The organism is Microbacterium sp. 1S1, from assembly GCF_008271365.1.
Classification (GTDB): Bacteria; Actinomycetota; Actinomycetes; order Actinomycetales; family Microbacteriaceae; genus Microbacterium.
In genome coordinates, this window is sequence record NZ_CP043430.1 from 2356016 (window position 1) to 2368612 (window position 12597).

Sequence of the window (12597 nt, forward strand, 5' to 3'; positions counted from 1 at the left end):
CCGAGGACGCTCGTACAATGGGAGGATCATGACTATCCCCCGCAGCGAACCGACGATCATCCGCGCGTCGTCAGCGGCCATCGATGACGACGGGCGCCAGCGATCCTACGAAGTGCGCACGTTCGGTTGTCAGATGAACGTCCACGACTCCGAGCGTCTGTCGGGCTCCCTGGAGAGCGCCGGCTACGTCCGTGCGGAGGCCGGAACCGAAGCTGACGTCGTGATCATCAACACCTGCGCTGTTCGGGACAATGCCGCCGGCAAGCTCTACGGCACCCTCGGACACCTGGCTGCCGTCAAGCGCCGTAAGGCGGGCATGCAGATCGCGGTCGGCGGCTGCCTCGCTCAGATGGACAAGCAGGCCGTGCTGGACAAGGCGCCCTGGGTCGACGTGGTCTTCGGCACGCACAACATGGGCTCTCTGCCGGGGCTGCTCGAGCGGGCTCGCCACAACGGGGATGCCGAACTGGAGATCCTCGAATCCCTCGAGGTGTTCCCTTCGACGCTGCCCACCAAGCGCGATTCCGCGCACAGCGGCTGGGTGTCGATCTCCGTCGGCTGCAACAACACGTGCACCTTCTGCATCGTCCCGAGTCTGCGGGGCAAGGAGAAGGACCGCCGTCCGGGAGACATCCTCAATGAGATCCGTCTCCTCGTCGAGGACGGTGCCATCGAGGTGACGCTCCTCGGTCAGAACGTGAACTCCTACGGCGTCGAGTTCGGCGACCGCCAGGCGTTCGGCAAGTTGCTGCGCGCCGCCGGGGAGATCGAGGGTCTGGAGCGTATCCGCTTCACGAGTCCGCACCCCGCCGCCTTCACGGACGATGTGATCGAGGCGATGGCAGAGACTCCGGCGGTCATGCCGCAGCTCCACATGCCGCTGCAGTCCGGCAGCGACCGGATCCTCAAGGCCATGCGACGCTCTTACCGCAGCGAGAGATTCCTCGGCATCCTGGATCGGGTCCGTGAGCGCATCCCGCACGCGGCCATCACGACCGACATCATCGTCGGGTTCCCGGGAGAGACGGAGGAGGACTTCGAGGACACGATGCGCGTCGTCGAGCAGTCGCGATTCTCCGGCGCGTTCACCTTCCAGTACTCGATCCGCGAGGGGACCCCGGCGGCGACCATGCCGGACCAGGTGCCCAAGGAGGTCGTGCAGGCCCGCTACGACCGGCTGCTCGCGCTGCAGGAGCGCATCTCGCTGGAAGAGAACCAGAAGCAGGTCGGTCGCCGGATCGAGGTGCTCGTCTCCACGGGTGAGGGCAAGAAGGACACGGAGACCCGTCGTCTCACCGGCCGCGCCGAGGACAACCGGCTCGTGCATTTCGAGGTGACCCCGGGGTCGGAGCAGCCGCGACCCGGCGATGTCGTCACCGTGACCGTCACGCATGCCGCTCCCTTCCACCTTCTCGCCGATGATCCGACGGGGGCTCCGCTCCGCATCCGTCGGACGCGCGGCGGCGATGCGTGGGATCGCGCACAGGCCGAGTCGTGTGCCGTGCCGGCGCCGAGCGACGGTGCGCCGCGCGCCGTCTCGCTCGGCCTGCCGACCCTCCGCGTCGGGGTGTGACCGCGCCACGGCTCTGGGCCGTCGTCGGCGCGACCGGCACGGGCAAGAGCGAGCTGGCGCTCGACCTCGCGGAAGAGCTTCGTCGCCGCGGTAACCGGGCGGAGATCGTCAACGCCGACGCGATGCAGCTCTATCGCGGCATGGACATCGGCACGGCGAAGGTGCCCGAGTCCGAGCGCCGTGGCATCCCCCACCATCTCCTCGACGTTCGGGAGATCACGGAGGAGGCGGCCGTCGCCTGGTATCAGCCGCTCGCACGCGACGCCGTGCGGCGCATCCACGCGGCGGGCGGCGACGCGATCCTCGTCGGCGGATCCGGGCTGTACGTGTCCAGCGTCGTCTACGAGTTCCATTTTCCGCCCCGGGATCCTGCGATCCGCGCACGGTTGGAGCAGGACCTCGAGCGCGACGGCGTCGGGGCTCTCCTGCACCGACTGCGCGAACGTGACCCGGAGGCCGCCGCTCGGGTCGACCCGCGAAACGGCCGGCGCGTGGTCCGGGCTCTCGAGGTTGTCGAACAGGGAAGCGCCACCCACGGGGCGGCACTCCCCGAGAAGCCGACGCTCTGGTATCCGCACACCCGCGTGATCGGGCTGCACGTGGATCGCTCTGAGCTCGTCGCCCGTCTGGACGCTCGTGTCGGGCGGATGTGGGACGCCGGTCTGGTCGCCGAGGTCGCTGGGCTGCGTGACGAGGGGCTGGAACGGGGGACGACCGCCTCGCGTGCCATCGGGTACGCGCAGGCGCTCGCGCAGCTCGACGGTCGCCTCACCGCCGAGGAGGCGATCACCGAGACCCAGGCGCTCACGCGGCGCTACGCACGCCGGCAGGTGGCGTGGTTCAAGCGGTATCCGGAGCTGGAGTGGCTCGAGTCCCCGGTCAGCGTCGCTCGGCTCCTGGACGCCTGAACCGATGTCGGTGACCCGTGCGACGATGCGCGCATGGCTACTCACTACTTCACCGCGTCCAGCATGGACGGCTTCATCGCCACGACAGATCACTCGCTGGATTGGCTGCTGAGCCAGGACATCGACATGGAGGGGCCGATGGCCTATCCAGCCTTCGAGAAGACCATCGGCGCGCTGGTGATGGGCGCGTCGACGTTCGAGTGGGTCATGCGCCACGAGGATGGCCGCTGGGCGTACACGCAGCCCACGTGGGTGCTTTCGCATCGCGATCTCGCGGTGCCGGCCGGCGCCGACGTGCGGGTGACGAGCGCCGACATTCGGGATGTGCACACCGCGATGCTCGACGCCGCGGGTGGCAAGGATCTCTGGGTGGTCGGCGGGGGAGACGTCGCCGGGCAGTTCGCGGATGCCGGACTGCTCGACGAGGTGTGGGTGCAGTACGCCCCGGTCACGCTGGGGGCGGGGGCTCCGTTGCTTCCGCGCCGTCTCGACCTCGAGCTGATCGAGGTGGCCCGCAACCGCAGTTTCCTCTGCGGTCGCTATCGGGTCACGCGGGGGAGCGGGGGGTCGCCGGCTGCCTAGACTGGTGCCATGGTCGCATTCACCAAGGGGCACGGTACCGGCAACGACTTCATCATCATCGCCGACCCCGACGGCCAGCTGGATCTCACGGGGGAGCAGGTCGCGGTGCTCTGCGACCGTCACTTCGGTATCGGTGCGGATGGTGTGCTGCGGGTGGTGCGATCGTCCGCGATCGCGGAGGGCGCGACGGCCCTCGGGGAAGAGCCGGACGCCGAGTGGTTCATGGACTACCGCAACGCGGACGGCTCGGTCGCCGAGATGTGCGGAAACGGGATCCGCGTCTTCGCCCACTACCTCGTCCGCTCCGGCCTCGCCGTCATCGAGCCCGGAAGCACTCTCCCGATCAGCACCCGTGCAGGCGTCCGCGATGTCACCCGCAGTGTCAGCGGCTATCAGGTCGACCTCGGCGTCTGGAAGCTCTCGGGCACAGACCCGCTGGTGCGCGCGGACGGGCTGACCGTCACCCGTCCGGGGCTGGGCATCGATGTCGGGAATCCGCACGTGGTGGTGGCTTTGGCCTCCGACGCCGAGCTCGGGCTGCTGGAGCTCACACGGACGCCCGAGCTGGAGCCCTCTCCGCCCGCCGGCGCCAACGTCGAGTTCGTCGTTCCCAGTGAGCCGCTCGTGCGCGACGGTATCGGGCACGTGCGGATGCGGGTGTTCGAGCGCGGCGTCGGCGAGACCCTGAGCTGCGGGACGGGCGTCGCCGCCACCGCTCTCGCCGTGCGCTACTGGGCCGGTGCCCAGGCCCCTGACAACTGGCAGGTCGAGGTGCCGGGCGGGACGCTCGGCGTGCGCATGTTCCCCGCCGAGGACGGCGAACACGTCGCGCTGTCCGGACCGGCGCAGCTCGTCTATCAGGGCGACGTCGACCTGGCGTAAGGCCTCACGGCTCGACGCTCTACACGATGGCGATCGGCTCCGTCGGCGGGGTGCCGTGCTTGCGTACCTTGAGGATGCGGTAGCCCTTGCCGGTCGCGGTACGGAAGACGCTGTAGCCCGGCTGGAACGTCCCGGCGATCCACCGCTGGAGGGAGTCGGCGCCGAGGTTGCGCTGCACGACAAGCCACGCGTCGCTGCGCTCGTCGAGGCGCGGGATCCACTTCTCCAGCAGGCCGTGCAGCTCGTTCTTCCCGACCCGGATGGGCGGGTTCGACCGGATCGTCCGGAAAGTCACGTCAGCGGGAACATCTCCGGGCAGTGAGGCGTTGACATTGGTGAGACCGAGGGCAGCCGCGTTGCGGCGCACGAGGTCAAGCGCTCGCTCGTTGACGTCGACCGCCCAGACGGTTGCGTGGGGTGAGGCCAATGCCATCGACAGGGAGATGGGACCCCACCCGCTTCCGAGGTCGAGAAGATGACCTCCGGGAGGAACAGGAGGCATGTTGGCGAGGAGCACTGCGGTGCCGGCGTCGAGTCGATCCGGGCTGAAGACGCCACCGGCTGTGGTCACTTCGAGCTCACGGCCTGCCAGGGATACGCGGATCTTGCGCAGGTTCTCGGGGCTAGCCGGGGCCGCAGTGAAGTAGTGGTCGGACCCCATACGGTGAGCGTACCGGACGGCGCGGGCTAAGGTTAAGGCTCGCGAGGAAACCAGAGACAGGAACGGATGACGGAGACGAAGACACCCTCCACCGACGACCAGACGGTCGACCGCGTGCTGGCGAACGCAGAGAAGCGCTCCGAGGTGCGCGTGTTCGGAGCGGCACAGGCGCTCCAGGACGAGGCCACGGCCGCCCACTCGACGGCGGACGGCGAGCAGTGGGACCTCGAGGATCGGCACGCGCTGCGGCGCGTCGGCGGTCTGTCCACCGAGCTCGAGGACGTCACCGAGGTCGAATACCGACAGTTGCGGCTCGAGAACGTCGTGCTGGTCGGCGTGTACCCGCAGGGGGCCCAGGAGGACGCGGAGAACTCGTTGCGCGAGCTCGCCGCGCTGGCCGAAACGGCCGGCGCTGTCGTCCTCGACGGTGTCCTGCAGCGCCGCCCTCATCCTGATGCCGCCACCTACCTCGGGCGCGGCAAGGCGCAGGAGCTGAAGGACATCGTGGCCGCCGTGGGTGCCGACACCGTCATCGCCGACACCGAACTCGCGCCCAGCCAGCGTCGTGCCCTCGAGGATGTCGTGAAGGTGAAGGTGATCGACCGGACCACTGTGATCCTCGACATCTTCAGCCAGCATGCCAAGAGCCGTGAAGGCAAGGCACAGGTCGAACTCGCGCAGCTCGAGTACCTGCTGCCGCGCCTCCGCGGTTGGGGTGAGTCGATGAGCCGCCAGGCCGGTGGGCAGGTCGGCGCCGGCGGTGCCGGAATGGGCTCCCGCGGGCCCGGTGAGACCAAGATCGAACTCGACCGTCGACGCATCCGCACGAAGATGGCACTGCTGCGCAAGCAGATCCGCGACTTCGCTCCCGCTCGCGAGGCGAAGCGCGCCGAACGCAAGCGGAACACGATCCCGTCGGTCGCCATCGCCGGATACACGAACGCGGGAAAGTCGAGTCTGCTGAACGCCCTGACGAGTGCGGGCGTGCTCGTCGAGAACGCCCTCTTCGCCACCCTCGACGCGACCGTGCGTCGCTCGGAGACCGAGGACGGCCGCGTGTACACGCTGACCGACACCGTCGGGTTTGTGCGCAACCTGCCGCATCAGCTCGTGGAGGCCTTCCGGTCGACGCTGGAGGAGGTCGGGGACGCCGACGTCGTGCTGCACGTCGTCGACGGCTCCCACCCCGACCCGGCCGGCCAGTTGCAGACCGTCCGGGACGTGATGGGCGACGTGGGCGTGCGCGACATGCCGGAGATCGTCGTCTTCAACAAGGCCGATCTCATTCCGGAGGACGACCGCCTGGTGCTGCGTGGCCTGGAGCCGCGCGCGCACTTCGTGTCATCGCGGTCGGGCGAGGGTATCGCGGAACTCCGTGCGGCGATCGAGGAAGCTCTGCCGAAGCCTGCGGTCGAGCTTCACGCCGTGATCCCCTACGAGCGCGGTGATCTCGTCGCCGCGATCCATGAGTCGGGGATGCTGCTGTCGGTCGAGCACGAGGAGGCGGGCACGGCCGTCCACGCGCACGTGTCCGAGCGTCTCGCCGCCGATCTCGCTCCGTTCGTCGTCAGCGAGTGACGGCAGGGCTCATCGGGCGAGGAACCGCGCTTCGACGGTCGCGGTGAGGACGATGTCCTGCGGCTCGTACTCCATGGCCGGCGCGGCGTCGGCGGCGAAGGCGACCGCCCCGCGCGCCTTCGCGAGCGGCGCGCCCGGACCGGGCGCGGCCGACGAGAGCAGGCCGGTGTCGGCGATCTCCACGGGGGTCACGGTGGCCAGTCCCAAGGCCGCGGCATATGCCTCGGCGCGTGTCACCGCGACGCCGACGGCCTGTGCGGCGACCTCCCGCTCCACGCGGACGCGTGTCTCGGGGGTGAGGTGCCAGTCGACCCACCCGATCTCCACGCCGTCCCAGGCGGAGATGTCGGAGATCCAGACGGATAGTTCCGAGGCCTCCGCGAAGGTCGCGGTCACATCGATGCTCGCGTAGTACACCGGTGCGAGACGCTTCCCGTCCGCGTTCCACGGGCGCTCCGCACGCACCGAGAGCCGGGTGCTGCTCCAGTCGAGAGCGGCACCGGTGTCGACCCGCCCCACGATGCTGCTCCGGACCGGCTCTGCCAGGCGCATCACGTGGTCGACGACCGCGGCGCGGTCGGGGCCCTCCGCGCGGACAGTGACCCGGATGGTGGCGCGTTCCGGACCCAGGCGTGCCTCGTGCTCGCCGCGGACGGTGACAGTCACTTCACTCATGGCGCCGACTCTACGCGACGCATACCGCCAGCGTGGAATGGCGAGGGGGCCGGGAACGTTGTAGTCTGTGATGCTCGGGTGCTCGTCATCCCGGACTGATAATTCCACAGTGTGACAGCGGCTCCTTCGCGAGAAGGACCACGGGGCTGATCGGTTTCGACAGCGCCTGTGAATCCACGAGAAGCGGGCCGAGGATGCAGAGTTATCTCGTAAACGCCCTCTGCAAAACAATAGTTGCCGAATCCAAGCGCAACGACTTCGCCCTCGCTGCCTAAGCGAGCCCGATAGTCCGTCAGACCGTATGTGATTCCGATACGGATCCTGGCGTCATCTAGGAATCTTGCTGCGTGATGGCGTCTGGACGTCACGTGGGACTCTTCCCAGGCTGGGCTCGTCGACTCAGGTGTCTGTGACAAAGGTCGGAGCCGAGCAGAACGCTTCCACAGACTGCGCCCGGAGAAGGCGTGGAGACTCAGCGTTGGACGGGGGTTCGATTCCCCCCAGCTCCACCAAGCCGTTGTCACTGAAGAAGCCTCCGTGTTCCCCACTGTCGTCGGGGAGGACGGAGGCTTTTTCGTGGAGCCCGCAGGCGGCGGGGAGCGACTACGTGAGGGTGTCGACTGACGTGCTGGGCGGGCTGGTGTTCGCGGGTTCGGAGACGAGGTACAGACCGGTTGGAGCGTTGGCCGTGTAGGCGAGCGCATCCACCCAGGCTCGGTTGATCGCCGGCGCCCGGCTCCCCGCGTATTTGAACACGAGGGATGAACCCGCGTGCACCCAGACAGTCGTCCGTCCGCCCCCGACGCTGCTGTCTTCCTTCCAGGTGAACGTGAACGGCTCGCCTCGGCGGAGCTTCGCGGTCATCACGAGCTGCAGGTGCGTGAGGGCACGATCCTCGATCTCGGTCTTCGGTCCGCCGTCGTAAATCAGTTTTCCCATTGCGGGATCCTTCTCTCGGCCACAGAAACCTGTCCCAAGAGGCGCAACCGAGCTGATTGCTTTGTGGTGTATCCCCAGGCTCTCACCCACGTCAGCGAAAAGAAAGCCCCACCTTCGTCCGATGGATGAGCTGGACGTCGCTTGTTCGGGGGCGTCAATCCCAGTCCCCACCCCAGAATCCATCGTTCCCGTCGCTCGCGGTACCGGCGTGCGGACTGGGTGTGCCATCCGCCGGGTGATCGACGCTGACAGTGACGCTCGTGTACGGAGTGATGAGGGCGCTGACGGTCTCAAGGCGCGACGCGAACGTCACGAAGCTCGCGGCTGTTTGCGAGGCGGCTTCGATACGGCCCATGAGGTCGCCGACGTCGCAATCCTCCGCCAGGATGTAGGTCTCTCGGTCGATGCTGATTCGCGTGGTGGGGAGCATGGCAATCTGTGCATCGTTCGGGGCGGGCAGATGGATCCACCGCAGGTTCGCGGCCCGGCTCAGACTACGCGGTCGACCCGTCGTCACGCAGGGCATTGCGCATTCCCTCGAGGTATGGGCCGAATCCCTACGACGATGTGCTCAGACGCGCAAGGGGGTCGGTGCAGGGATTCGTTCCGGGGTAGCACGGTGCTTCACGACGAAGGGAGACGCCATGCCGAAGGGCGACGTCGATACGTTCCATCAGGAAGGCGGCTGGTTCAACCGCGTGCAAGGCGAGGTGAAGACGTTCAGCGGCCCGCACGATACGAAGGAGGAGGCCGTCGCCGTCGGCCGCGAGACCGCTCGTGCGCGCCAGGCGGAGCACGTCATTCGGCGCGAGGATGGCACCATCGGGGAGCGGAACAGCTACGGCAACGACCCTCGGGATGTCCGCGGGTGAGGGACGACCGGGCCGACAGTGGTCACACGTCGATGATGGACGAGGGGGCTTCGCGACCGTCGGACGACCACGGTTCGCCGGGCTCGGTCGGTGCGGGACGCAGAACGGCATCGATGCGTCTGCGCACCTCGGCGACCTCCTCGGCGTTGTCAGGTGCGTCCACGGTGCTGTTCGTCGTCTCCACCATGAGGACCGTGCTGGCGTTCAGGAGGAACGAAGCCGTGCCGACGTTGCCGTCCGGGCTGATCGACCGGAAGGAGACGGTGTCGGCGTGGCCCTCGTTCGCGACGACTCGGCTGTACTCGAGGAGCGCGTCCGCGGCATCGTCGCCCATGAGTAGCGACTTCTCACCGTACGTCACGTGTTTCATGAGCCGATGCTAGAGTCCCGCCCGCCGCGTTCCGCGCCCCTTGACAGAAACTTAAAGGAGTGCGCGCTGCCACTGCGGCGACCCGGCGAGTCCGCCCGCACGGAAACGAAGTTCCCCCTGGCGACGGCGTCCTGTCGGGCTTACCATGCGCACATGGGGTTCATCATGTACGACAGCACGAGCCAGCTCTACATCGAGGACCGTGCGCTCGCGCATCTCAAGGTGGTGATCGCCACGAAACTCCGACGGAACGAGAGCTTCACGGTGTCGTGGACCCATGCGGAGGGTGACGCATACGGGCGCTCCACGATCTGGCTCCACCCGTCGATCCCGCTTCGCTTCACGTTCGAAGGGCGTGAGGCTCCCAAGCTCAACCCGCAGTGGATCGACGAACTGATGCAATCCGCGAATGCGACGGGCGGAATTCAGCTCGTCGACGAAGTCGTCCAGGGGGCCGCGCCCGAATGAGAGGAGCCCCGCCCCTCGCGAGACGGGGCTCTCTCTGGGCCGGACTCTAGCGCGAGCCGTCGGGGTCTTCGGCGACGACGTCGTCCTCGTCGTCCGCGCCGTCCGTGGGCGGGACGGTGCGCGGTTCGCCCTTGTTGTCCTCGGCGCCGAGGTTGTCGTTCTCCTCCGGGCCGGGGGAGGGCTCGGTGCTGATGTCGTTGCGGTCGCTGTCGTTACCCATGCGCATTCCTTTCCTCAACGGATGTGTCCAGCATCGTCCCTCGACGCTCTGCGACCCAGCCGCTTGACAACAGCACAGGGGACTCTGTTCGTCGTCACTCCGGTCCTTCGACGAGCAGGAGCCCCTGCTTCGTGTCCGCGACCTTCACCCAGCCGTCGCCGAAGAGGTAGGTCATGCCGTAGCCGTCCTCATCCGTGCTCATCGCGTACTGCGGATCCTCGGTGACGTACACCCCTTCTGGGCCCTTCTCGCTCCGCCAGCCTTCGGCGACGAGGCTCTCCTGCGCACGCTCCGCGTCCGTCGCGGACAGCGGAGACCACCCGTACATCTGACCGTGATCCGAGGGCACGGTGAAGTCGGCCCAGAAGCACAGGAGGCCCTGCGGCAGCTCGACTCCGCCGACGATGAACTCGCGCGGCTCCGCCGTCCAGCCCGCGTCCGTGAGCGCGGCGACGGTACCGTGCGAGACCAACGACTCGCACGTCAGCTCGTCACTGCCCGGCGCGGGAGTGGTGGCCGTGTCTCCCGTCGCCGGCGGGGATTCCCGCGACGTCGACGGCGACGGTCCCGGTGCGCTCTCCGGAGCGCAGGCAGCGAGGAGCGCCCCGATCAGCACGAGACCGGTCAGGGTCGCGAGTCGTCGGAGAGTCATGGAGCCTCAGAGCTGGTCAGTCGTGCAGAAGCCGCAGGAAGTCGTCGTGGAGGATGCCGTTGGTTGCGAGCGTCGAGCGCGCCGAGATCGTCTCCGATCCGTCGAAGGCCGTCATGCGTCCGCCGGCTTCCTGGACGATGGCGACGGCAGCGGCGATGTCGTACTCCTTGACGTCGAACTCGGCAACGGCCTCGAGCCGCCCCTCCGCGAGGAGCATGTACGCGTAGACATCGCCATACGCCCGATCGCGCCAGACGCGCTCGCTCAGGCGAAGCAGGGCGTCGAGCTGTCCGGCGTCGCGCCACTGGGCGATGCTCTGGAAGCTCACGCTCGCGTCGTCCAACGAGGAGACGGCAGAGGTGGCCAGACGTCGCTCCGTCCCGTCGGACGCGGTCCATGCGCCGAGACCGGCGGCGGCCCACCACCGGCGGCGGAGCGCGGGCATGCTGACCACGCCGACCTGCGGAACCCCGTCGATCGCGAGCGCGATCATCGTGCCCCACAGCGGAACGCCGCGCAGGAAATTCGAGGTCCCATCGATGGGGTCGATGATCCACTGACGGACGGTGCTGCCCTGAGCGCCGAACTCCTCGCCGAAGATGCCGTCACCCGGGCGCTCGTCCTCGAGCATGCGGCGGATGGCCCGCTCTGTCGCGAGGTCGGCGTCGGTCACGTGCGAGTTGTCCGCCTTGGTGGAGATCTCCAGGTCCGCGGCGTCGAACCGGGGGAGGGACTGCGCGTCCGCGGCGGCGGCGAGACGGAGGGCGAGCTGGAGATCGGCGCGCAGATCGGCGGCGTCGGGAGTGGCGGTCACGAACTCAGGATAGTCGCGGTCGAGGCCACGCCCGCAGACACCATCGGCCAGGATCGGCGGGGCGGAAGGTCCGAGCCACGCCCGGGCCGCGGTCGATTTCGCCTCGGCGCCAACCGCTGGTAATGTAATTCCTCGGTCGGGGTTATCCCGGGCCACGCACCTCTAGCTCAATCGGCAGAGCAACTGACTCTTAATCAGTGGGTTCAGGGTTCAAGTCCCTGGGGGTGCACGGAACTAGCCTCAGAGATCTCGCCATCTCCGAGGCTTTTTCTCTGTCTCGGCACCATCGGCGGCAGTGGCGGGATCACAACCGCACCCCCCCGGGGCCGAAGGAGGCGCGTCTTCGACCTCGCGCCGGAGTGAGTGGGCCAGCCGGGTGAGGCCGGCTCAGGACCGCACCGCGCGTGAGCGCGCCTCAGGCGCGGCGGACGGAGAGAAGCTGCCAGCCCTCCGGCACCTTCGCCTCGATGCCGGCCATGTCTTCCGCCTCGATCTGCTCGACGCCGTCGATGCGCTGGAAGGTACCGGTCGCCTCCATCTTGGCCTCGCCCTTCAGCATCCGCACCGGGGCGGAGGTCAGCGCGTATCCGGGTTCGCGATGCGCATCGAGCTGGGTGTAGACGTCTTCCAGAGAGGTCCCGGTGACATCGACGGTCCGGGATCCTCGAGGGCGGATGAGAGCGACGAGCATCCGTCCAGTCTATGAGCGAGCCCGGATGGTCAGAGATCCCAGTCGAGCGTCGAGCGGGCGTCGATCGGCGCTTCGGCTCCCGTGTCCTCGCGGATCAGATACACAACGACGCGGGACTGGGCCGTGATGAGCACACTGGTGAGACTGTCGCCGGTTGCCAGATCGATGAACGTGGGTTGCGCGCGGGCGGCCGCTTCGATCCGAGACATGAGGTCCGCGACGTCCGTGCTGCGAGGCAGGAGGAAGTCGTGCCCATCGATCTCGATGTGCGTCGTCGTCATTCCCGTCTTGTTCCCCATGGCCTCCACGGTACGAACCGACACGGGCGTTGGTAAGGGGGGTTGAACAGCCTCGGCGGTCGTGTTACGGCCGCGCGAGTGCGCCGTCGCGATCGTCGTGCTGCTGCTCTGCAGGCTCTGGCACGAGGTACAGGCCGCTGGGAGCATTCGCGGTGAAGGCGAGGGCCTCGACCCAGGCGCGGTTCACGCTCGGCTGTCTGCTTCCGTGGTACTTGTACACCAGCGAGCTGCCGGCGTGGATCCAGACCGTCGTCCGACCTCCGCCCATGCTTGCGTCGTCCTTCCACGTGAAGCCGAAGGGCTCGCCGCGGCGGAGCTTCGCGGTCATCACCAGCTGGATGTGAGTGAGAGCGCGATCTTCGATGTCGACCTTGACGCTGTTCTCGTAGATGAACTTGCCCATTGCAAGAGGC

Annotated in this window: 18 protein-coding genes, 1 tRNA gene and 1 other RNA gene; 9 read left to right on the forward strand and 11 right to left on the reverse strand. The window is 67.9% G+C overall.

Going from position 1 to position 12597, the window contains the following annotated elements:
- The first annotated feature begins 28 nt into the window (after positions 1-28).
- Genes miaB through dapF form a run of 4 tightly spaced genes read left to right on the forward strand, consistent with a single transcriptional unit; the run spans position 29 to position 3945 of the window.
- The gene (gene miaB, locus FY549_RS11340; protein ID WP_149085111.1) at positions 29-1573 is read left to right on the forward strand and encodes a tRNA (N6-isopentenyl adenosine(37)-C2)-methylthiotransferase MiaB; all 1545 of its coding nucleotides are present in this window, start codon (positions 29-31) and stop codon (positions 1571-1573) included.
- Positions 1570-2481: a tRNA (adenosine(37)-N6)-dimethylallyltransferase MiaA gene (miaA, locus tag FY549_RS11345; protein ID WP_149085112.1), complete on the forward strand. Its 912-nt coding sequence runs from the start codon at positions 1570-1572 to the stop codon at positions 2479-2481. Before miaB ends, miaA begins: the two co-directional genes overlap by 4 nt.
- 33 nt (positions 2482-2514) lie before the next feature.
- Positions 2515-3063 carry a dihydrofolate reductase family protein gene (locus tag FY549_RS11350; protein WP_149085113.1) on the forward strand — a complete coding sequence of 183 codons (549 nt, stop codon included), beginning with the start codon at positions 2515-2517 and terminating at the stop codon, positions 3061-3063.
- A gap of 9 nt (positions 3064-3072) precedes the next feature.
- Entirely contained in the window at positions 3073-3945 is an 873-nt protein-coding gene (gene dapF, locus FY549_RS11355; protein ID WP_149085114.1) for a diaminopimelate epimerase, read from the forward strand.
- Positions 3946-3964: 19 nt separating this feature from the next.
- On the opposite strand, the gene FY549_RS11360 is transcribed toward dapF, so the two are convergent.
- A complete protein-coding gene (locus tag FY549_RS11360) occupies positions 3965-4606 on the reverse strand; it encodes a class I SAM-dependent methyltransferase (RefSeq protein ID WP_149085115.1) in 642 nt (213 codons plus the stop codon).
- A gap of 66 nt (positions 4607-4672) precedes the next feature.
- Here FY549_RS11360 and hflX point away from each other — a divergent pair, with 66 nt between their 5' ends.
- Complete coding sequence (gene hflX, locus FY549_RS11365) at positions 4673-6184, forward strand: GTPase HflX (RefSeq protein ID WP_149085116.1); 1512 nt, start codon at positions 4673-4675, stop codon at positions 6182-6184.
- 9 nt (positions 6185-6193) lie between these two features.
- Here hflX and FY549_RS11370 read toward each other — a convergent pair whose 3' ends face one another.
- Positions 6194-6859, reverse strand: a complete 666-nt coding sequence (locus tag FY549_RS11370) for an SIMPL domain-containing protein (protein WP_149085117.1) — start codon at positions 6857-6859, stop codon at positions 6194-6196.
- Between the two features lie 142 nt (positions 6860-7001).
- Here FY549_RS11370 and ssrA point away from each other — a divergent pair.
- Positions 7002-7371: a transfer-messenger RNA gene (gene ssrA, locus FY549_RS11375) on the forward strand.
- A gap of 91 nt (positions 7372-7462) precedes the next feature.
- On the opposite strand, the gene FY549_RS11380 is transcribed toward ssrA, so the two are convergent.
- Together FY549_RS11380 and FY549_RS11385 are read right to left on the reverse strand one after the other, a co-directional pair.
- Entirely contained in the window at positions 7463-7798 is a 336-nt protein-coding gene (locus FY549_RS11380) for an ATP-dependent DNA ligase (protein WP_149085118.1), read from the reverse strand.
- A 154-nt stretch (positions 7799-7952) separates the two neighbouring features.
- Positions 7953-8324, reverse strand: coding sequence for a hypothetical protein (locus tag FY549_RS11385; protein WP_149085119.1), 372 nt, complete (start codon positions 8322-8324; stop codon positions 7953-7955).
- Between the two features lie 118 nt (positions 8325-8442).
- Here FY549_RS11385 and FY549_RS11390 point away from each other — a divergent pair, with 118 nt between their 5' ends.
- On the forward strand, positions 8443-8670 hold the full coding sequence (locus tag FY549_RS11390; protein WP_149085120.1) for a DUF2188 domain-containing protein: 228 nt from the start codon (positions 8443-8445) through the stop codon (positions 8668-8670).
- Positions 8671-8692: 22 nt separating this feature from the next.
- Here FY549_RS11390 and FY549_RS11395 read toward each other — a convergent pair whose 3' ends face one another.
- Entirely contained in the window at positions 8693-9040 is a 348-nt protein-coding gene (locus FY549_RS11395) for a hypothetical protein (protein ID WP_149085121.1), read from the reverse strand.
- Positions 9041-9193: 153 nt separating this feature from the next.
- Here FY549_RS11395 and FY549_RS11400 point away from each other — a divergent pair, with 153 nt between their 5' ends.
- Positions 9194-9508, forward strand: a complete 315-nt coding sequence (locus tag FY549_RS11400) for a hypothetical protein (protein WP_149085122.1) — start codon at positions 9194-9196, stop codon at positions 9506-9508.
- A gap of 46 nt (positions 9509-9554) precedes the next feature.
- On the opposite strand, the gene FY549_RS16540 is transcribed toward FY549_RS11400, so the two are convergent.
- The 3 genes from FY549_RS16540 to FY549_RS11410 form a co-directional block, all read right to left on the reverse strand.
- Positions 9555-9728 carry a hypothetical protein gene (locus FY549_RS16540; protein ID WP_187614860.1) on the reverse strand — a complete coding sequence of 58 codons (174 nt, stop codon included), beginning with the start codon at positions 9726-9728 and terminating at the stop codon, positions 9555-9557.
- A gap of 94 nt (positions 9729-9822) precedes the next feature.
- The gene (locus FY549_RS11405; RefSeq protein ID WP_149085123.1) at positions 9823-10380 is read right to left on the reverse strand and encodes a hypothetical protein; all 558 of its coding nucleotides are present in this window, start codon (positions 10378-10380) and stop codon (positions 9823-9825) included.
- 16 nt (positions 10381-10396) lie between these two features.
- On the reverse strand, positions 10397-11194 hold the full coding sequence (locus FY549_RS11410) for an inositol monophosphatase family protein (RefSeq protein WP_149085124.1): 798 nt from the start codon (positions 11192-11194) through the stop codon (positions 10397-10399).
- A gap of 156 nt (positions 11195-11350) precedes the next feature.
- Here FY549_RS11410 and FY549_RS11415 point away from each other — a divergent pair.
- Positions 11351-11423 (forward strand) — tRNA-Lys (locus FY549_RS11415).
- A gap of 186 nt (positions 11424-11609) precedes the next feature.
- On the opposite strand, the gene FY549_RS11420 is transcribed toward FY549_RS11415, so the two are convergent.
- The 3 genes from FY549_RS11420 to FY549_RS11430 form a co-directional block, all read right to left on the reverse strand.
- Entirely contained in the window at positions 11610-11885 is a 276-nt protein-coding gene (locus FY549_RS11420; protein ID WP_149085125.1) for a hypothetical protein, read from the reverse strand.
- A 29-nt stretch (positions 11886-11914) separates the two neighbouring features.
- The gene (locus FY549_RS11425) at positions 11915-12184 is read right to left on the reverse strand and encodes a hypothetical protein (RefSeq protein ID WP_149085126.1); all 270 of its coding nucleotides are present in this window, start codon (positions 12182-12184) and stop codon (positions 11915-11917) included.
- Positions 12185-12248: 64 nt separating this feature from the next.
- Complete coding sequence (locus FY549_RS11430) at positions 12249-12587, reverse strand: ATP-dependent DNA ligase (RefSeq protein WP_149085127.1); 339 nt, start codon at positions 12585-12587, stop codon at positions 12249-12251.
- Positions 12588-12597: the final 10 nt, after the last annotated feature.